This is a genomic window from Streptomyces sp. NPDC001536, assembly GCF_042894505.1.
Classification (GTDB): Bacteria; Actinomycetota; Actinomycetes; order Streptomycetales; family Streptomycetaceae; genus Streptomyces.
Genome location: NZ_JBIAVQ010000006.1, coordinates 79,763 through 98,608, shown reverse-complemented (window position 1 = coordinate 98,608; position 18,846 = coordinate 79,763). Strand labels below are relative to the sequence as shown.

The window sequence follows — 18,846 nt, the reverse complement described above, 5'->3', positions numbered from 1 at the left end:
GGCTGTCCTTTGTGTGAGGGCGACGGAGGTGCGCATGAGGGTCCTGCTGCCGCTGGCGCGTGGACTGGCCAGGCTGGCGCCCGGGGTGGGCGAGCCGCTGCTCGGGGCCTTGCTGCTGCGCTGTCTCACCCCCGGCTGGGCACTGCTGCGACCCGGTCCGCCCGCGCGCCTGCTCGCCTGGGCCGAGGAGGCGGTCGCCGTGCTGGATCGCGCCCACCCGCGCCGCCCGGGCCACCTGGCCCGTGCGCTGGCCCTGCACGCGTTCGCGCTGGACGCGATGGAACGGCACGAGGAGGCGTGCGCGGTGGCGGCCGTCGCGGACGCCGTACCGGGGGCGCTGCCCTCACCGGCGCAGACCGCGTACCTGCTGCACGTCCGGGCGCGGGCCCTGCTGGGAAGCGGCAGAGCCGAGGAGGCGCTGGAGGCGGCCCGAAGCTGCGTCGAGGCGTACCGTCGCGGCCCGGCTCGGGTCGGCCGGGACCGCTCCCTAGGCTCCCTGCCGAGCGCCCTGCGCACCTACGCGCTGGTGCTCGGCGTCCTCGGGCACACGGAACAGTCCGTGCTCGTGTACGAGGAGTGCGCCGGGCTGCTGCGGTCCATGTCGTTGCGGGAGTCCAGCAGGGTTCTCCTCGTCACCTCGCGCGTCTTCGTGGAACTCGTCGGCGGGCTGAGAGCTCTCGGGCGGTACGAGGAGGCGCTGGCGCTCGGTCCCGAGGCGAGGGAGTCACTGGGCGGCGGGGTCGCCTTCGCGTACCCCGGGACCATCCCGCTCCTGCGGGTACGGCTGCTCGTCGACCTGGCCGGCTGTCACCGTGCCACGGGGGAGCGGGAGGCGGCCCGCACCACGGCCGAGGAGGCGGTGGCCGCGGCACGGCGACCGTCCGGCGCGGCAGGGCTGACCCTCGCGTTGCAGGGTCTCGCCGAGGCGCTCGCCGAAGTGGACGCGCCCGACGAGGAGTTGAACACGCTGCGGGAACTGGCCGACCTGTACGCCGACCAGTCGTGCGATCCGCTGCTCGCCACGACCCTGGACGCCCTCGCCCGCTGCCATGCACGGACCGGTGCCCACGCCGAAGCCGTCGCGGCGACGGAGCGCGGTGTGACCGCCTACCGGCGTGCCGCAGCCCTCGACGCGGTACACGAGCCCGAACTGGGTCGGCTGTTGCACAACTTGAGCATCCGTCAGGACGACGCGGGCGACCCGGAGTCGGCCGTGACGAGCGCCCGCGAGGCGCTCACCCTCACCCGGAGGCTGGCCGAGTCCGACTGGGAGACGTACCACCCGCTCACCGCCCGCCGCCTCCACGTCCTCGGCCAGGCCCTCCAGAGCACCGACGACCTCAGGGGAACCGTGTCCTGCTACGAGGAGGCGGAGGCCGTCCTCCAGGAACACCGCGACCGGCCGGACACCGAGGCCGAGCTCGCCACGATCCGTGACGTACTCGCCGACGCGCTGCTCGCCAAGGCCGTGGCGGGCGACCTCGGCGAGAAGGTCACCGACCTGCGCGCCCTCCTCGACCTCGCCCACCGCGCGGATGCCGACTACGTCCACGCCAGGTGCTTCAGGGCCTTCGATCTGGTCCGGTCCGACGAGGTGGCACGCGCCTGGGAGAGCGCGACGGGGGTGCCGTACCCGGGATTCGCCTACCCCTTCATGACCGACCGCGGCCGCGGCGCGAACCCCGCCGCCCGGTAGCTCTCGTCGATCAGCGTCATCGTCGCCACCGCGTCGTCCGCGTCCAGCGGCACCGGCGTACCCTCACGAACCCGTGCCGCGAACGCCTCCAGCTGGTAGGTGTACGACGACCGCGTGCCGAGCCGCTCGGTCCGCTCGCCCTGGTCCGTGCGCACCACGACCCGGTCGTCCAGGTGCGGCAGCACGAAGTTCGGCGCGCTCACCTCGCCCCGGCTCCCGATGATCCGGATGCTCATGTCCAGCCCGTCGTACGCCATGTGACAGCGCGCGGACCCGGTGGCCCCGCCGGGGAACTCCAGCTCGGCGTCCAGCCATTCGTCCACGCCCGGCGCGCTCGCGCGCTCCCCGCCCCGCGCGGAGACGAGCCGTGGGGCGCCGCCCGCGAAGGGGGCGAGCACGCGCAGCGCGTGCAGGCTGTAGCAGCCCAGGTCCATCACGGCGCCGCCGGCCAGCGGCAGGGACCAGCGCGGGTCGGTGTCGGGCGGCGCGGCGATCGCGACCATGGCCTCCACCCGCTCCAGGTCGCCGATCTCGCCGCTCGCGAGGATCTCGTGCAGGCGTCGGGTGACCGGGTGGAAGAGGTAGTGGAAGGCCTCCATGAAGACGGTTCCGGACTTCGCCGCCGCCTCCCGTACCTCGGCGGCCTCCTCGGCGTTGCTCGCCGACGGCTTCTCGCTCAGTACGTGCTTGCCCGCCGCGAGGGCGGCGAGGTTCCACGGCCCGTGCAGACCGTTGGCGAGGGGGTTGTAGACGACGTCGACCTCGGGGTCGGCGAGCAGGTCGGCGTAGGAGTCCACGACCCGCTCCACGCCGTGCTCGTCCGCGAAGGCCTCGGCGCGGGACCGGTCGCGGGCGGCCACCGCGACGAGGCGGTGGCCGGTGATGCGGGCCGGGTCGACGAGGGAGCTCTTGGTGATGCGTGCGGCGCCCAGTACTCCGATGCGCAGGTGTTCCCGGCCCGGCTCGCTCATGCCTGCCGTACCTCCTCGATGGTGACAGGACGGTGCTCGTGCAGGGACAGTGTGCACGCCTCGGCGATCCAGCCGGCCTCCAGGGCGTCCTCGACCGTGCACGGGGAGGTGCGGCTGCCCGCCACGACCTCGGTGAACGCGGTGAGTTCGGCGCGGTAGGCCTCGGTGAAGCGGTCCATGAAGAAGTCGTGCGGCGTCCCGGCCGGGAAGGTCACGCCGGGCTCGACCGAGCGCAGCGGCAGCTTGTCCTCCAGGCCGACCGCGATGGAGTCGGTGAAGCCGTGGATCTCCATGCGGACGTCGTAACCCCGGGCGTTGTGGCGGGAGTTGGAGATCACCGCGATGGTGCCGTCGTCGAGGGTGAGGAGCGCGCCGGTGGTGTCGGCGTCGCCCGCCTCCTTGATGTAGTCCGCGCCCCGGTTGCCGCCGACGGCGTACACCTCGACGACCTCACGGCCGGTCACCCAGCGGATGATGTCGAAGTCGTGCACCGAACAGTCGCGGAAGATGCCACCGGAGGCGGCGACGTACGCCGCCGGCGGCGGCGCCGGGTCCAGCGTGGTCGACCGCACGGTGTGCAGCTTGCCGAGCTCACCGGACTGCACGGCGGCCCGCGCGGCGACGAACCCGGCGTCGAAGCGGCGGTTGTAGCCGATCTGGATCGGCACGTCCTTGCCCTGGATCGCCTTGAGGACCTCGACGCCCTCGCTCATGTGCTTGGCGACGGGCTTCTCGCAGAAGACGGGGATGCCGGCCTCGACACCGGCCAGGATCAGCGCGGGGTGGGCGTCGGTCGCGGCCGCGACGACGATGCCGTCCACGCCGGCGGCCAGCAGGGCCTCGGGCGAGTCCACGACCTCACCGCCGAACTTCTCCGCGGCGGCCTTGGCGGCGTCCGCGAACGGGTCGGTGAGCACGAGCGACTCGACCACGTCGAGTCCGGAGAGGGTCTCGGCGTGGAAGGCGCCGATGCGGCCGAGGCCGAGGATTCCGATGCGCATGGGGGTTGCAGCTCCTTGAGGGTTCTTACGAAAACGGTGGTACTTGTCCCGCTAGTCCAGTCCGCCCAGCACGTTCTGGTCCCAGTCGATCACTGAACCGGTGACCACGCCCGACCGGTCCGACAGCAGCAGCACCACGAAGTCGGCGATCTCGTCAGGTTGACCGAGCTTGCCCATCGGCAACTTCTCGGCGGCCTGCTCCAGCCAGTCGTCCCCGGCGCCGTGGAACGCCTTCTGCGTCGCGTCCTCACCCTCCGTCGCGGTCCAGCCGATGTTCAGCCCGTTGATCCGCACCCGGTCCCAGCGATGGGCGTGCGCGGCATTGCGGGTCAGCCCGATCAGCCCGGCCTTCGCGGCGACGTAGGGCGCGAGGAACGGCTGTCCGCCGTGTGCCGAGGACGTGATGATGTTGACGATCGTGCCGGGGGCCTTGCGGCCCACCATGTCGGCGACCGCGGCCTGCATCGAGAAGAACGGGGCCTTGAGGTTGATCGCGATGTGCTGGTCGAACAGCTCGGGCGTGGTGTCCAGGAGCGTGCCCCGGGAGGTCAGCCCCGCCGAGTTCACCAGGCAGTCGATCCGGCCGTACGCGGCGACCACCTCGGCCACCGACGCCTTGGCCTGCTCGGCGTCCGCGAGGTCGGCGCGCACGAACAGCGCCTTGCCCCCGGCCTCCGTCAGCTCGGCGACCAGCGCCTCGCCCGGCTCCGGGCGCCGCCCGGACACGGCGACCACCGCGCCCTCACGCACCGCGGCCCGCGCGATCGCGGCCCCCACGCCCTGACTGCCGCCGTTGACGAGGACGACTTTGTCGTCGAGAAGTCCCATGAGACCAAAGCCCTTTCAGCTCTCGCGCCGCTCGGCGCCCGCCCGCAGCTCGTCCCGCAGAGTCCGCGGCGTCCAGCGCTTCCGCAGCGCCCGCCGCACCAGGTCCGCCTGTGAGGGCGGGGCCAGACCGTCGACGGGCGGATCGCTGTCGAGGTTGGTGGGGAAGGGGTAGCCCTCGGCGCTCGCGGCGATCACGTTCTCCAGCCACTCCTCGCCGACGCCCTCCGCCGCGCGCCGCAGCAGCACGGGGTAGACCGCGTTGGCCACCGTCTCCCGGTCCACGGTCTCCATGGCGCGCCCGAAGGCCGAGGACACCTGGAGCAGGTTGGCCATGCGGCGCACATCCGTGGTGCGGTTGGTGCCGGCGGCGTGGAACAGCGCCGGGTTGAAGAAGACGGCGTCGCCCTGGGCGAGCGGGAGCTGGACGTGGTGCTTCTTGAAGTACTTCTGGAACTCAGGGCGCCGCCAGGCCAGATAACCCGGCTCGTACGCCTGCGAGAACGGCAGGTACAGCGTCGGCCCCGACTCCACCGGCATGTCGCAGTGCGCGACCGCGCCCTGGAGGGTGAGCACGGGGGAGAGCCGGTGCACATGCGCCGGATAGGCCGCGGCGACCTCGTCGGAGAGGAAGCCGAGGTGGTAGTCGCGGTGCACGGTCTGGGCGAGGCCGCCCGGGTTGACCACGTTGATCTGGGAGGTCACCTGGTAGCCGGGGCCGAGCCAGGCCTCGGAGACGAGCGCGAGGACGGGGTTGGCGTAGTAGTCGGCGAAGGTCGACGGGTCGTAGAGGGCCGCCTTCTCCAGCGCGTTCCACACCCGCTCGTTCGCGCCGGGCTTGGCGAAGTGGTCGCCGGCCGTGGCGCCCGCCGCGTCCTGCTCGCGGATCAGTGAGTCGAACACCTTGGTGGCGCGGTCCACGACCTCGGGATCACGGAAGGCGCCCTGGAAGACCACCACCCCGGGCCCGTCGGAGAGGGCTCTGACGAGCTCCTCCTGGACGTCCCGGCGGTGCCCGGCGCCCAGGAGGCGCTCGGTGTCGTACAGCAGGACGTTCCGCTCCACGCCGGCGGCGTGCGGGTAGTCGGCGGGGTCGACGGTCCGCTCGACGAGCGCGCGGAAGGAGTCGAGGTCGCAGTCCTGCGCGGACAGCCAGGCACGGTGTTGTACGGCGGTGAAGGACATCTGTGTCCTCTCGGTGACAGGGGCGACTCAGCGCTGCCATTCTTGTCAGTACAAACCCGTCGAACAACCAGCAGGCGGCCATCAAAAACCCCTCAAGGAGCCACCCCATGGGGCACCCCTTCCCGATCCGGGAGATCGCACGTCAGGCGGGCCTGAGCGAGGCCACGGTCGACCGGGTCCTGAACGACAGGGGAGGAGTCCGCGAGAGCACCGTCCGTGAGGTCCAGCAGGCCATCGCCGATCTGGACCGGCAGCGCACCCAGGTCAGGCTGGTCGGCCGCACCTTCATGATCGACATAGTGATGCAGGCGCCCGAGCGCTTCTCCACCGCCGTCCGAGCGGCCCTGGAGGCGGAACTGCCCGCCCTGCACCCGGCGGTCGTGCGCTCCCGCTTCCACTTCCGCGAGACCGGCCCGGCCCAGGAACAGGTCAGGATCCTGGACCGGATAGCCCGCCGCGGCTCACAGGGAGTGATCCTCAAGGCGCCGGACGTCCCCGAGGTCGCCGCCGCCGTCGGCCGTCTCGCCCAGGCCGGCATCCCCGTGGTCACCCTGGTCACCGACCTGCCCGCCACCCCGCGCCTCGGCTATGTCGGCATCGACAACCGCGCCGCCGGCGCGACCGCCGCCTACCTCATGGGCCAGTGGCTCGGCGACCGCCCCGGCAACGTCCTCACCAGCCTCAGCAGTGGCTTCTTCCGCAACGAGGAGGAGCGCGAGATGGGCTTCCGCAGCGCCATGCGCGCCCGCCACCCCGACCGCACGCTCGTCGAGATCGCCGAGGGACAGGGCCTGGACGCCACCCAGTACGACCTCGTCCGGGCCGCCCTGGAACGCGACCCGGACATCCGCGCGGTCTACTCGATCGGCGGCGGCAACATCGCCACGCTAAAGGCCTTCGAGGACCTCGGCCGCACGTGCGCGGTGTTCATCGCCCACGACCTCGACCACGACAACGACCGGCTGCTGCGCGAGCACCGCCTGTCCGCCGTCCTCCACCACGACCTGCGCCAGGACCTGCGCGAGGCCTGCCACCTGGTCATGCGCGAGCACGGCGCGCTGCCGCCCGCGGGTCCGACGGTGCCGTCCGCGATACAGGTCGTGACGCCCTACAACATGCCGACCGTGCTCACAGGCTGACCCACGCGCCGGTCTCCGCCGACCGCGCCATCGCATCCAGTACGACGGCACTGCGCACGGCGTCCGCCAGCGTGGCCCCGTAGGACGTCCCCTCCGCGATCGAGCGCAGGAAGCGATGAGCCTCGACCACCTTGAGGTCGTCGTAGCCCATGGCGTTGGCGGCACCCGGCTGGAACGCCCCGAACTCGCCGTCGCCCGGGCCGACGTAGACCGTGCTGACGGGCTGGTCCTGGTAGCCGGTGCCGCGGCTGACCCCGAGCTCGTTCATCCGGCGGAAGTCCCAGAACACCGCGCCCTGGGTGCCGTGCACCTCGAAGCCGTAGTTGTTCTGCTCGCCGACCGAGACCCGGCAGGCCTCCAGGACACCGCGGGCGCCGGAGGCGAAGCGCAGCAGGCAGTTGACGTAGTCCTCGTTCTCCACCGGGCCCAACTCCCCGCCGGACGCCCGGGAATGACCCGCGGTGGCACCGGTCGGACGGGCCCGCTCCGGGACGAAGATGGCGGTGTCGGCGGTCAACGACGCGATGTCCCCGAGCAGATACCGCGCCAGGTCCGCCCCGTGCGAGGCCAGGTCGCCCAGCACCCCGCTGCCGCCCCGCTCCTTCTCGTACCGCCAGGTCAGGGCGCCCTCGGGATGCGCCGCGTAGTCGCTGAAGAGCCGGATGCGGACATGCGTGACCGTGCCGATGTCACCGGAGGCGATCAGCGCGCGGGCCGCCTCGACGGCGGGCGCGTTGCGGTAGTTGAAGCCGACCGCGCTGTGCACCCCCGCCTTTTCGACTGCGTCCGCCACGGCCCGGGCGTCCTCGGCGCTCAGCCCCACCGGCTTCTCGATCCAGAGATGCTTGCCGGCCTCCGCCATCGCGACCCCGATCTCCCGGTGCAGGAAGTTCGGCGCGGTGACGCTGACGGCCCGCACCCGCGGATCGGCGGCCACGTCCCGCCAGTCGCGGGTCGTCGAGGCGAACCCGAACTGCGCGGCGGCCTCCTCGGCCCGCCCCGGCACCTCCTCGGCGACGGTCACGAGCTCCGGACGCAGGCCCAGGTGCGGGTAGTGGTGCAGGACACGGGCGTACGCCTGGGTGTGCACCCGGCCCATCCAGCCGAACCCGACGACGGCGACCCCGAGCGAATCCACCATGACAGCCCCTCTTTGGACCGGTCCACAATCTGTCCAGGCCACCCTGAGTCGCATTCCCGGAGGTGTCAACCCTTTGACAGGACAATGGCCCTCATGGAACGGTCCAGAGCATGAGACCTCCGACGATCCGTGACGTCGCCGACCGGGCGGGCGTCTCCAAGTCCCTGGTCTCCCTGGTGCTGCGCGGCTCCGAGCAGGTGCGCGAGGAGAAGCGGGAAGCCGTCCTGAAGGCCGTGCGCGAGCTCGGCTACCGGCCCAACGCCGCCGCCCGCAGCCTCAGCGAGCAGCGCACCCGCACGGTCGGAGTGCTCCTCAACGATCTGCGCAACCCCTGGTTCGTGGACCTGCTCGACGGCCTCAACTCACTGCTGCACGACAACGGCCTGCACATGCTGATGGCCGACACCCGCCTCAACCGCCGCACCGGCCAGGACGTGACAGGACCCTTCCTCGACCTGCGCGCCGACGGCCTGGTCGTCGTCGGCACCCTGCCCGACCCGGCCGCGCTGGGGGCGATCGCCGAGCGCATCCCGGTCGTCCTCGCGGGCGCCCGTGAGCCGGTCCTGCCGGGCGTGGACATGGTCGCCAACGACGACGAACTGGGCGCCCGCCTGGTCACCGAGCACCTCATCGGCCTGGGCCACCGGAGGATCGCGCACATCGCGGGGTACGGCGCCGTGGGCGAGCTGCGCCGGCGCAGCTTCGAGGCGGCCATGCGGGCGCACGGCCTGGAGGGGGTGGTGGAGGCCAGCGACATGACGGAGGAGGGCGGCTACCGCACCACCGTCCGGCTGCTGAGCCGCCCCGACCGGCCCACCGCCGTCTTCGCCGTCAACGACATCGCCTCGGTCGGCGTCCTGTCGGCGGCCGAGGAGCTGGGCCTGCGCGTCCCGCGCGACCTGTCCGTCGTCGGCTACGACAACACCCGTATCGCGAGCCTGCGTCACGTCTGGCTCACCACCGTCGACAGCGCCAACCACGAGGTGGGCCGGCGTGCCGCACGCTGCCTCCTGGACCGCTTCGAGGGCGGCGGGGGAGCGGGCCGGGTGCACCTGGCGGCCCCCACGCTGGAGATCCGCGGCACGACGGCGGCGCCTTTCAGAGAGTGATGGCGTAAGCCTTCCGCAGCGTCTCGTGCACCGTCCACGTCGTACGGTCGCCCTCCCGCAGTACGGCCATGTCGCCCGGCCCGACCTCCAGCGTCGGCCCGCCCTCGACCTCGACGGTCGCCGACCCGCTGATCACCACGAACAGCTCGTCCGCCTCGGTGTCGGTGACCACGCCGGGCGTGATCTGCCAGATCCCGCGGATCTGCCTGCCGTCCTCGGACTCCCAGACCACCTTCCCGGTCACCTCGGGCGTGCCGGAGACGATCTGCTCGGGCGCGAGGGGCTCGGGTTCGAGCTCGGCGTCGGGGATGTGGACAACGAAGCTGTGGGTCATGGGACGACCCTAGCCGCGCCGAACCGATCGCCGTCGTGGACAGGATGTGCGGTATCGGCCCAGGTGGGAGGACACACCGTCGGGGGCAGGCGGACTGGCGGGGTGCCCGGCCCCGGGTGATCGTGGAGGGCATGGCGGACACCCGGGCTGCTGCGGCGGCGGAGCGGCACGCGCACGACACACGCGAGAGTCTCCTGTTCGGCGGTGTCTACGGCGCGGTCCTGGCCTGCTCGATGGTCGCCGCGCTCACCCAGTACGGCCACACCGACCAGGAGACCCGCCGCTACGACGCCGTCTGGCTCGTGGTCACCGCCCTGGCCTCCGCCCTCGCCCACGGCTACGCCCACTACATCGCCGAACGCACCCCGCACCGCCGCGGCGACGCCCTGCGCACCCTCGTCAACGAGTGGCCCCTGGTCACCGCGGTCCTGCCCACGGTGTTCATCCTGGCGGGCGCCGGCTGGGGATGGTGGCCCGCGAAGGGCGTGGAGTACCCGGCGTTCACCCTGAACATCGCCCTGCTGTTCGCCCTGGGTGTCGTGACGGCCCGCTGGTCGCACCGCTCCTGGCCCTACGCCCTGCTGATCGGGTTCGTGGACGCGTTGCTCGGTGTGGGTGTCGTGGTGGCCAACGCGGTCATCAAGTGACGGGGCGGGGAAGAGCACCGGCATGACCCCCGTCACCGAAGAGGCGATCCACAGCCTGCGCGCCACCGCCGACCCCCGCCTCCGCGAACTGCTCACGGCCCTCGTCCGCCATCTGCACGCCTTCGCGCACGAGACCCGGCTCACCCAGGACGAGTGGGAAGCCGCGATCCGCTTCCTCACGGCGACCGGACAGTCCTGCACCGACACCCGCCAGGAGTTCATCCTCCTGTCGGACGTGCTCGGACTGTCGATGCTCGTCGAGACGATCCACAGCGAAGGCCACGGCACCGAGAGCACGGTCCTGGGCCCCTTCCACATGACCGAGTCACCGGCGCGTGAACTCGGGGCGGACATCGACCTCATGGGCGGCGGCGAGCCGTGCGTGGTGAGCGGCCGGGTGCTCTCGACGGACGGAACCCCGCTGCCCGGCGCGGTGGTCGACGTCTGGCAGGCGAACGACCAGGGCTACTACGACGTCCAGCAGCCACAGGTCCAGCCGGCGGGCAACGGCCGCGGCCTGTTCACCACGGACACCGAGGGCGCCTTCCGCTTCCGCACCTGCGTCCCGAGCTCGTACCCGATCCCCACGGACGGCCCGGTCGGCGACCTTCTGCGCGCCACCGGCCGTCACCCCTACCGCCCCGCGCACATCCACTTCATCGCCTCGGCCGCCGGACACGAGCCCGTCACCACGCACATCTTCGTGGCCGGCGACCCCTACCTGGCGTCCGACGCGGTGTTCGCCGTCAAACAGAGCCTCATCCGCGACTTCACTCCGACCGACGACCCTTCCCTGGCCAAGGAGTTCGGCGTCCCGAACCCCTTCCGGCACGCGCGCGTCGACCTCGTACTGGAGCGCTCATGACGGAGTTCGTCCACGAGTCCCCGCCCATGAGGGTCGTGCTGCGCCCCGGCGCCGCCACGACGGCGACCTCTGACGAGGCCCAACGCCTCGGCCTGCGGCGGCTGTTGGTCGTCTCCGGCACGCGCGGTGCGGACACGGCCCAGACGGTCGCCGACGCCCTCGGCCCGGCCTGCGCGGGCCTGCACACCGGGGCCCGGATGCACGTCCCCGTCGAAGTCGCCGACCGGGCCGTCGAGGCGGCGCGGACCGCGGGCGCCGACGGCTGCGTCGCGGTCGGCGGCGGCTCGTCCATCGGCCTCGGCAAGGCGATCGCCCTGCGCACCGGCCTGCCGCTGATCGCCGTACCCACCACCTACTCCGGCTCCGAGGCGACCCCCGTCTGGGGCCTGACCGAGCACGGCGCCAAACGCACCGGCCGCGACCCCGCCGTCCTGCCCCGCAGCATCGTCTACGACCCCGAACTGACCCTCTCCCTGCCCGTACCGCTCTCCGTGACCAGCGGCGTCAACGCCCTCGCACACGGCGTCGAGGCGCTGTACGCCCCGGACGCCTCGCCCCTGATCGCGCTGATGGCGGAAGAGGGCGTACGGGCGATGGCCCGCGCGCTCCCCGACGTGGCCGACGATCCGGTGTCCCTCGACGCCCGAGGCCGCGCCCTGTACGGCGCCTGGCTCTGCGGTTCGTGCCTGGGCGCCACGACCATGGGCCTGCATCACAAGCTGTGCCATGTCCTGGGCGGCACCTTCGGCCTGCCGCACTCGGAGACCCACACGGTGGTCCTGCCGTACGCCCTCGCGTACAACGCGCCCGCGGTCCCGGACGCGGTGGCCGCCGTAGCCCGGGCCCTGGACGCGGACGAGGCCCCGACTGCCCTGTGGCAGCTGGCCGGGAGCCTCGGCGCACCGCGGTCGCTCGCCGAACTCGGCCTGAAGGAGGCGGACTTGGCGGTGGCGGCCGAACAGGTGGCGGGCCAGGCGTACGCCAACCCCAGGGAGGTCACGGTGGACGGGGCGCTCGCGGTGCTGCGGGCGGCGTACGAAGGCGGGGCGCCCTGACCGTCGTAACCGGGCATGGGGCGGCCCCCGGAGTGCGGAACTCCGGGGGCCGCCCCATGCCGGCGAGGTCTCTCAGGCCTTGGCGCCCGTGACCTCGGCCGCCTCCGACGGGCTGTCGTCCGGCGTCTCCACCGCGACGGCGTCACGCTTCTTCGGGATGAAGGAGGCGATGGCGAAGGCGAGGAGAGCCGCTCCGGCGCCGATCGCCATGACGACCTTGAAGCCGTTCTCGGAGGGCAGGGCGTAGCCGCCGAAGTCGGTGGTCATCTGGGCCAGGATCACACCGGCGATGGCGCTGGCGAAGGACGTGCCGAGTGAGCGCATCAGGGTGTTGAGGCTGTTGGCCGCGGCCGTCTCGGACTCCGGGACGGCGCCCATGATCAGGGCGGGCATCGCGCCGTAGGTGAAGCCGACGCCGCCGCCGATGATGCAGGAGACCAGGACGAGGTGCCAGACCTCGCTCATCAGGACGATGTTGAGCGCGTAGCCGGCGGCGACGATCAGCGCGCCGATCATCAGCGTGACCTTGGGGCCCTTCGCCTTGGTGATGGCGGCGGACACGGCGGACATGGCCATCATCACCAGGCCCTGCGGGGCGAGCACCAGACCGACGGTGAGCATGGACTTGCCGAGGCCGTAGCCGGTCTGCTCGGGCAGCTGGAGCAGCTGCGGCAGGACCAGGGACATCGCGAACATCGAGAAGCCGAGCGCGATCGAGGCGAGGTTGGTGAACAGCACCTGCGGGCGGGCGGTGGTGCGCAGGTCGACCAGCGGCTGCTTGGCCTTCAGCTCCCAGAAGCCCCAGGCCAGCAGGATCACGACGGCGGCGACGCCGAGGCCCAGCGTGGTGCCGGAGGTCCAGCCCCAGTCGGCGCCCTTGGAGACGGTCAGCAGCAGGGAGACCAGTCCGGCGGACAGACCGAGCGAGCCGACGAGGTCGAAGCGGCCGCCGGTGCGGACCTTGGACTCCGGGATGATCAGCGTGACCAGCAGGAAGGCCACGGCGCCCAGGACGGCCGAGGTCCAGAACAGGATGTGCCAGTCCCAGTTGTCCGCGATGAACGCGGCGGCGGGCAGACCCAGGGCACCGCCGACCCCGAGCGAGGCGCTCATCAGGGCGGTGGACCCGGCGAGCCGCTCCGCGGGCAGCACGTCCCGCATGATGCTGATGCCGAGCGGCACGACGGCGGCGGCCAGGCCCTGGAGCGCACGGCCGATGATCATCGGGACCAGGGAGTCGGCCAGGGCGCAGACCAGGGAGCCGGACACCAGCAGCACGATGCTGAGCAGCAGCATGCGGCGCTTGCCGAACATGTCGCCGAGGCGTCCGACGACCGGGGTGGCGACCGCGGCGGCGAGCAGCGTGGCGGTGACGGCCCAGGCGGTGTCGGAGGCCGGGGCGTCTAGGAGCCTGGGCAGCTCGGGGACGATCGGGATGACCAGCGTCTGCATCAGCGAGACGACGATTCCGGCCAGAGCCAGCACCGCCACCACGGCATTCGGCTTCGGCGAGGATGTCCCCGCCTCGGCGGGTCGGGCAAGGGCGTCGGACATGGCAGGGCCTCCGTGGACAGGAAGGATCGCTTGACTTGGGTGAATGGGTTGGTGAGGCCGTTATGCCTCGTCGTCGAAGGTGACGACGACCTTCTCCGCGGCGCCCGGTGTGAGGGCCAGCTCGAAGGCCCGGTCGACCTCGGCGAACGGGACGCGGTGGCTGATCAGCTTGGCGAACCGCTCCCTGTGCTCCACGAGTTCGGCGGTGACCTCGAAGATCTCCTCGGGGTAGCCCATCGAGGAGACGAGGGTGAGCTCGCTGCGGAGCATCCCGCCGAGGTCGATCGCGTCGGACTTCTTCTGCACGGCGACCATGACCAGCTTGGCGTGCCACTTCGCGTTGTCGATGACGGCCTGGAAGACGGCCGGGGCGCCTGCGGCGTCGAGGTAGATGTCGGTGCCGACACGGGGCTGGCCCAGCGCGTTGGCGGCCGCGCCGTGCAGCTCGGTCAGTCGGGCGGTGAGATCTTCGGTGGCGGAGTTGACGACGGCGTCGGCGCCGACCGCCAGCGCCGTCTCCAGGCGCCCGGCGATGACGTCGACCACGGTCACGTGCTGCACCCCGCGCAGCTTGAACCAGATGGCGGCGGCCAGTCCGATGGGCCCGGCGCCGAACACGACCACCTTGTCGGTGGGCCCGGCCTCGGAGCGGTTGACGGCGCGCCGGGCGACGGCCAGGGGCTCGTTGAGGGCGGCGACGTCGAAGGGCATGTCGTCCGGGACCACGGCGACGCTCTCGCCGACTTCGGCGTTCTCGATGAGCAGGTACTCGTTCATGCCGCCGAGCGGGCCGCCGCAGCCGATGATCCCGGAGGGCGCGGCCGGCGGGTTGACGACCACACGGTTGCCGACCTTGAGGTCCGTGACCTCGGCGCCCACCTCGACGACCTCGCCGGCCGGTTCGTGGCCGAGGGGAATGGCCCGCATCGAGCCGTCCAGGCCGGCCGGCATCCCGCCCATGTGCAGGAAGTGGGTGTCCGTGCCGCAGATGCCGCAGGCGCGGATCCGTACGAGGGCGTCCTTGGGGCCCGGCACGGGCCGCTCGACGTCCACCACGTCGACCTTGTTCCTGGCGGTCAGGACGGACTTCATCGTGGCCATGGGTGTCTCGCTTTCTGGAGGTGGGTCATCTGTCCGGTGGCACCGGGCCCGGCGGTGGGCGGGGGGAGTGTTGCCCGGCCGCCGGGCCCGGTGATCGCGCCGCACCCCGTCCCCACGGGCTGGGCGCGAGGGGGCCGCATCCGCTCAATGCGGCCCCGGTCTGTGCCGGAGGGGTGACGGGCACCTCCGCCGGACGCGAACCGTTTTGCTTGAGTTAGGCAAGCATAGATGAGTTACTTAAGTCAAGCAAGCAAATCGCATTGCTTAAGTTAGGCAAGCACCTCTAGGGTGGTGTCATGACCGCAGAAGCGCCGCCCTCGGCGCCCCTGGCAGAGATAGAGCGAGTCCTCAGCCGGGTCACCTACCTGGCCGGGCGGAGCCGGCGGCACGAGCGCCTCATGGCCATGGCCGGAGTGCCGCTCGACCGCGCGGCGGTGGGGATCCTGCGGCACATCGCGGAGAGCGAGCCGCTGCGCCCCGGGGTGCTGGCGGTCCGGCTCTCCGTGGAGGCCTCCCATGTCACCCGTCAGCTGCGGCAGTTGGAGCGGGGCGGCTACGTGATCCGCATCGCGGACCCCGAGGACCGCCGCGCCCAGCGCGTCCAGATCACCGAGGAGGGCCTGGCCGCGGTCGGCCGGGTCCGCGAGGTCGGCCGCCGCTACCTCGAACAGGCCCTGGGCGGCTGGTCCGACGACGACCTGCGCCAGCTGGCCGCCCTCTTCCACCGGCTCGTCGACGACTTCGCCGACCATGCCGAGGACCGTGTCGACCCACCGCTCTCCGTCTGACCGTACCGCCGTCCGGACCCCACGATTGGTCTTGCCATGTACGCGCATCTCCTGGAGAAACCGTCACCACCCCGCGGCGACGGACAGCACGTCCTGGTCGTCGTGGCCGACCCCGGCGACGCCGAACTGCTCACCACCACCCTGGAGTTGGCCGGCTACCAGGTCGGCACCGCGGACAGCGGCGCCGAGGGCATGGCACGGCTCACCCGGCAGCGGTTCGACCTGGTGGTCCTGGACGCCGGTCTGCCCGACCTGCCGGACCTCGCCCGGGGCCGGCGGATGGCCCCCGCGGACCGGCCACCACTGCTCTTCCTGGCCTCCTGCGACTCCCTGCACCGGCTGCTGCCCGAACTCGGCCTGGGCGAGGAGGACTACGTCATCAAGCCCGTCCGCGTCGCCGAGGTGCTGGCCCGGGCGCAGGTCCTGCTGCGCCGCCGATGTCCCGGGCCGCGTCCCGGGATGCCCGGACACGGCGATCTGGTCCTGGACGACACGACGTGCCGCGCTCGCCGGGGCCCCCGGCCGCTCGACCTCACGCCCGCCGAGTACCGGCTGCTGCGCCATCTGCTCGCCAACGCGGGGCGGGTGCTGTCGAAGGAGCAGATCAGCCGGCATGTGTGGGGGGAGTTCCGAGGGCACCAGGCGATCGAGAAGCTCGTCTCCCGGCTGCGGCACAAGGTGGACGGGGAGGGGCCGGCGCTGATCCACACGCGCCGGGGGTTCGGGTACTGGCTCGGCGGCTAGGGGGCTTTGCGGATCGGGGCGGCCGCAGGAAGCGACGCGTCTCGACGAGCCAGGCGTCGGCGATGGGTTACCTGTTCCCGCACGAGGATCTGCGGCGATCCAGAAGGCGTCCCTAGGCCTTTCGCCGGGACGTGCCGATGCTCAGCGCGTTCGCGGCGACGACGGCTGCGATGCCGGCCCACTCCGGCCACCCCAGCCGCTGCCCGAGGACGATCCACCCGACCACGGCCGCCAGGACCGGGTTGACGCTCATGAACAGGCCGAACGCCGGGGCCGGCACCCGGCGCAGCGTGAACAGGTCGGCGAGATAGGGCACCGCCGAGGACAGCACACCGGCGGCCACCGCGCAGCCGACCGCCCCCACCGTCGGCGGATGCCGTACGGCGACGGCGAATCCGACCGGCAGGAACATCAGGGCCGACAGCGCAGCCGCGGCGCCCGAGCCCTGCGCTCCGGGGACCCGGCGGCCGACGGCGCGGTTGAGGAGGATGTACGCCGCCCAGCACCCGGCGGCCAGCAGGCCCAGGCCCATGCCGACATAGTCGGCGGAGGGCTGCGGGCGCATCAGCGTGACGACACCCGCCACCGCCAGCAGCGCACAGCACACGTCCACCCGCCGCCGGGTGGCCGCCAGGGCGATGGCCAGCGGGCCGAGGAACTCCAGGGTCACCGCGAGCCCCAGGCCGACGCGGTCGACGGCCGTGTACAGGGAGAGGTTCATCGTCCCGAACACCACGGCCAGCGCCAGCACCGGCCACCATTGACCCCAGGTGAACGACCGCAACCGGGGCCGGCCGACGGCGAGGAGGACGGCCGCCGCGACGTACTGGCGGACCGCGACGACCCCGACGGGGCCGATGACGGGGAAGGCGAGCGAACCGATCGCGGCACCGACCTGGTTGGACAGGCCGCTGCCCACCATGGTGGCCACCCCGGTCGCGCTCGTCCGGGACGGCCCGGCGGTGGGCAGGGGAGTGGCCGCGGGGCGTGCGGGTGCCTCGTGCATGGGCCGATGGTGCGCGCGCCCGGCGCTTGCACAAAATGCATGGCCCGAGCGATCTATACGCTTGCGTCATGGATGTGGACCTCCGGCAACTGCGCTGTCTCGTCGCGATCGTCGACGAGGGCACCTTCACCGACGCCGCCCTGGCTCTGGGCGTCTCCCAGGCGGCCGTCTCCCGCACCCTGGCCTCTTTCGAACGGGCCCTGGGGGTACGGCTGTTGAGGCGCACCTCGCGCGAGGTGACCCCGACCCCGACCGGACTGCGGGTCGCCGCACACGCCCGGCGGGTGCTCGCCGAGGTCGACGACCTGGTCCGGGACGCCACCTCGGGCCACGCCCAACTGCGCATCGGCTACGCCTGGTCGGCGCTCGGCCGCCACACCCTCGCCTTCCAGCGGCGCTGGGGCCAGGAGCGGCCGGAGACCGACCTGCACCTGGTGCGGGTCAACTCCGCCACGGCCGGTCTCGCGGAGGGTGCCTGCGACCTGGCCGTCGTACGCCGTCCCGTGGACGAGAGGCGGTTCGAGTCGGCCATCGTCGGGCTGGAGCGGCGGCTGTGCGCGATGGCCGCCGACGATCCGCTGGCCCGGCGCCGCTCCGTCCGGCTGGCCGACCTCGCGGGGCGCGTCCTCCTCGTCGACCGCCGTACCGGCACCGCGACGCCCGACCTGTGGCCACCGGAGGCCCGCCCGGCCACCGAGGAGACCCATGACGTGGACGACTGGCTGAACGTCATCGCCACCGGACGCTGTGTCGGCATGGCGCCGGAATCGACGGCCAACCAGTACCCGCGGCCGGGTGTCGTCTACCGGCCGGTGCGCGACGGCGAGCCGATCGCCGTGCGGCTGGCGTGGTGGCGGGACGACCCGCATCCCGCCACCCAGGCCGTGATGGAACTGCTCACATCGCTGTATCGCGAGGGCTGAGCTGCGACATGGAGGACAAGCATGCCCGCAATACGGCAGACAAAATTGTTGACAATCTTGTCTGGCTAGATTTAGGTTCGACAGGCACTCACTCAGGGAGGGCGCGATGCCGAAAGAAGCCCGTCCGAGCACCGGGGAGCAGGCCAAGCAGCATGCGCTCGCGCAGCTGCGGCAGGCGATCCTGCACGGCGAGATGGCACCGGCGCAGCGGCTGGTGGAGAACGAGCTCGCCGAGCAGTTCGGTGTGACGCGGGCCAGCATCCGCGCGGCACTCATCGATCTCGAGTCCCAGGGGCTCGTGGAGCGGATCCGCAACCGTGGTTCACGGGTGCGGGTGGTGACCGTGGACGAAGCGGTCGCCATCACCGAGTGCCGCATGGTCCTCGAAGGACTGTGCGCGGCGAAGGCGTCGGTCGCGGCGAGCGACGAGCAGCTGATCGAACTCACCGACCTCGGTACGGCCATGTCCAAGGCCGTCGCCGACGGCGAGCCGGTCACCTACTCCGAGCTCAACCACGAACTGCACGTCCGTATCCGGGAGTTCTCCGGTCAGGAGACCGCACAGCAGCTGCTGGAGCGGCTCAACGCCCAACTGGTGCGTCACCGTTTCCAGTTGGCACTGCGCCCGGGGCGTCCGCAGCAATCCCTGAACGAGCATCTGACCATGATCGAGGCGATCAGGGCCAGGGACCCGCAGGCGGCCGAGGCGGCCGTCCGCGCCCACCTCACCAGCGTGATCGAGGCGCTGCGCGACTGATCACG

General features: G+C 72.1%; 19 protein-coding genes. 10 read left to right on the top strand and 9 right to left on the bottom strand.

Features of this window, described 5'->3' with window-relative positions; translation table 11 throughout:
• Window positions 1-34 precede the first annotated feature (34 nt).
• The gene (locus ACFY0U_RS18300) at window positions 35-1,696 is read left to right on the top strand and encodes a hypothetical protein (RefSeq protein ID WP_388636442.1); all 1,662 of its coding nucleotides are present in this window, start codon (window positions 35-37) and stop codon (window positions 1,694-1,696) included.
• Here the strand turns inward: ACFY0U_RS18300 and ACFY0U_RS18295 are convergent.
• The 4 genes from ACFY0U_RS18295 to ACFY0U_RS18280 are packed head-to-tail and all read right to left on the bottom strand — an operon-like array spanning window position 1,645 to window position 5,678.
• Complete coding sequence (locus tag ACFY0U_RS18295) at window positions 1,645-2,667, bottom strand: Gfo/Idh/MocA family protein (RefSeq protein WP_388636440.1); 1,023 nt, start codon at window positions 2,665-2,667, stop codon at window positions 1,645-1,647. The two genes, ACFY0U_RS18300 and ACFY0U_RS18295, sit on opposite strands and share 52 nt — an antisense overlap.
• Entirely contained in the window at window positions 2,664-3,668 is a 1,005-nt protein-coding gene (locus ACFY0U_RS18290) for a Gfo/Idh/MocA family oxidoreductase (protein ID WP_388636438.1), read from the bottom strand. The genes ACFY0U_RS18295 and ACFY0U_RS18290 overlap by 4 nt, the downstream gene beginning before the upstream one ends.
• A 51-nt stretch (window positions 3,669-3,719) precedes the next feature.
• Window positions 3,720-4,496, bottom strand: coding sequence for an SDR family oxidoreductase (locus tag ACFY0U_RS18285; protein ID WP_388636436.1), 777 nt, complete (start codon window positions 4,494-4,496; stop codon window positions 3,720-3,722).
• Between the two features lie 15 nt (window positions 4,497-4,511).
• A complete protein-coding gene (locus ACFY0U_RS18280; protein ID WP_388636434.1) occupies window positions 4,512-5,678 on the bottom strand; it encodes a phytanoyl-CoA dioxygenase family protein in 1,167 nt (388 codons plus the stop codon).
• Window positions 5,679-5,785: 107 nt separating this feature from the next.
• Here ACFY0U_RS18280 and ACFY0U_RS18275 point away from each other — a divergent pair, with 107 nt between their 5' ends.
• Window positions 5,786-6,817, top strand: coding sequence for a LacI family DNA-binding transcriptional regulator (locus tag ACFY0U_RS18275; protein ID WP_388636432.1), 1,032 nt, complete (start codon window positions 5,786-5,788; stop codon window positions 6,815-6,817).
• Here ACFY0U_RS18275 and ACFY0U_RS18270 read toward each other — a convergent pair.
• A complete protein-coding gene (locus ACFY0U_RS18270; RefSeq protein ID WP_388636429.1) occupies window positions 6,807-7,958 on the bottom strand; it encodes a Gfo/Idh/MocA family protein in 1,152 nt (383 codons plus the stop codon). The two genes, ACFY0U_RS18275 and ACFY0U_RS18270, sit on opposite strands and share 11 nt — an antisense overlap.
• Before the next feature lie 110 nt (window positions 7,959-8,068).
• On the opposite strand from ACFY0U_RS18270, the gene ACFY0U_RS18265 reads away from it, so the two are divergent.
• Complete coding sequence (locus ACFY0U_RS18265; protein ID WP_388636427.1) at window positions 8,069-9,067, top strand: LacI family DNA-binding transcriptional regulator; 999 nt, start codon at window positions 8,069-8,071, stop codon at window positions 9,065-9,067.
• Here the strand turns inward: ACFY0U_RS18265 and ACFY0U_RS18260 are convergent.
• Window positions 9,057-9,401 (bottom strand): cupin domain-containing protein, encoded by a 345-nt coding sequence (locus tag ACFY0U_RS18260; protein WP_388636425.1) that lies wholly within the window; start codon window positions 9,399-9,401, stop codon window positions 9,057-9,059. The two genes, ACFY0U_RS18265 and ACFY0U_RS18260, sit on opposite strands and share 11 nt — an antisense overlap.
• 131 nt (window positions 9,402-9,532) lie before the next feature.
• On the opposite strand from ACFY0U_RS18260, the gene ACFY0U_RS18255 reads away from it, so the two are divergent.
• From ACFY0U_RS18255 to ACFY0U_RS18245, 3 genes are read left to right on the top strand one after another with little or no spacing between them, the layout of a single operon-like run.
• Window positions 9,533-10,048, top strand: coding sequence for a hypothetical protein (locus tag ACFY0U_RS18255; RefSeq protein WP_388636423.1), 516 nt, complete (start codon window positions 9,533-9,535; stop codon window positions 10,046-10,048).
• Between the two features lie 22 nt (window positions 10,049-10,070).
• Window positions 10,071-10,913 carry a dioxygenase gene (locus ACFY0U_RS18250; protein WP_388636421.1) on the top strand — a complete coding sequence of 281 codons (843 nt, stop codon included), beginning with the start codon at window positions 10,071-10,073 and terminating at the stop codon, window positions 10,911-10,913.
• Window positions 10,910-11,968 carry a maleylacetate reductase gene (locus ACFY0U_RS18245; protein ID WP_388636419.1) on the top strand — a complete coding sequence of 353 codons (1,059 nt, stop codon included), beginning with the start codon at window positions 10,910-10,912 and terminating at the stop codon, window positions 11,966-11,968. Before ACFY0U_RS18250 ends, ACFY0U_RS18245 begins: the two co-directional genes overlap by 4 nt.
• Window positions 11,969-12,040: 72 nt before the next feature.
• On the opposite strand, the gene ACFY0U_RS18240 is transcribed toward ACFY0U_RS18245, so the two are convergent.
• Entirely contained in the window at window positions 12,041-13,522 is a 1,482-nt protein-coding gene (locus ACFY0U_RS18240; RefSeq protein ID WP_388636416.1) for an MFS transporter, read from the bottom strand.
• Between the two features lie 60 nt (window positions 13,523-13,582).
• A complete protein-coding gene (locus tag ACFY0U_RS18235; RefSeq protein ID WP_388636414.1) occupies window positions 13,583-14,623 on the bottom strand; it encodes a zinc-binding dehydrogenase in 1,041 nt (346 codons plus the stop codon).
• Between the two features lie 296 nt (window positions 14,624-14,919).
• Here ACFY0U_RS18235 and ACFY0U_RS18230 point away from each other — a divergent pair, with 296 nt between their 5' ends.
• On the top strand, window positions 14,920-15,411 hold the full coding sequence (locus tag ACFY0U_RS18230) for a MarR family winged helix-turn-helix transcriptional regulator (protein WP_388636412.1): 492 nt from the start codon (window positions 14,920-14,922) through the stop codon (window positions 15,409-15,411).
• Window positions 15,412-15,447: 36 nt separating this feature from the next.
• Window positions 15,448-16,155 carry a response regulator transcription factor gene (locus ACFY0U_RS18225; RefSeq protein WP_388636410.1) on the top strand — a complete coding sequence of 236 codons (708 nt, stop codon included), beginning with the start codon at window positions 15,448-15,450 and terminating at the stop codon, window positions 16,153-16,155.
• Between the two features lie 112 nt (window positions 16,156-16,267).
• Here the strand turns inward: ACFY0U_RS18225 and ACFY0U_RS18220 are convergent, their stop codons facing one another.
• Window positions 16,268-17,161 carry a DMT family transporter gene (locus tag ACFY0U_RS18220; RefSeq protein WP_388636408.1) on the bottom strand — a complete coding sequence of 298 codons (894 nt, stop codon included), beginning with the start codon at window positions 17,159-17,161 and terminating at the stop codon, window positions 16,268-16,270.
• Between the two features lie 68 nt (window positions 17,162-17,229).
• Between ACFY0U_RS18220 and ACFY0U_RS18215 the strand changes: the two genes are divergently transcribed.
• Together ACFY0U_RS18215 and ACFY0U_RS18210 are read left to right on the top strand one after the other, a co-directional pair.
• A complete protein-coding gene (locus ACFY0U_RS18215) occupies window positions 17,230-18,084 on the top strand; it encodes a LysR family transcriptional regulator (RefSeq protein ID WP_388636406.1) in 855 nt (284 codons plus the stop codon).
• 106 nt (window positions 18,085-18,190) lie between these two features.
• On the top strand, window positions 18,191-18,841 hold the full coding sequence (locus tag ACFY0U_RS18210) for a GntR family transcriptional regulator (protein WP_388636404.1): 651 nt from the start codon (window positions 18,191-18,193) through the stop codon (window positions 18,839-18,841).
• Window positions 18,842-18,846 lie beyond the last annotated feature (5 nt).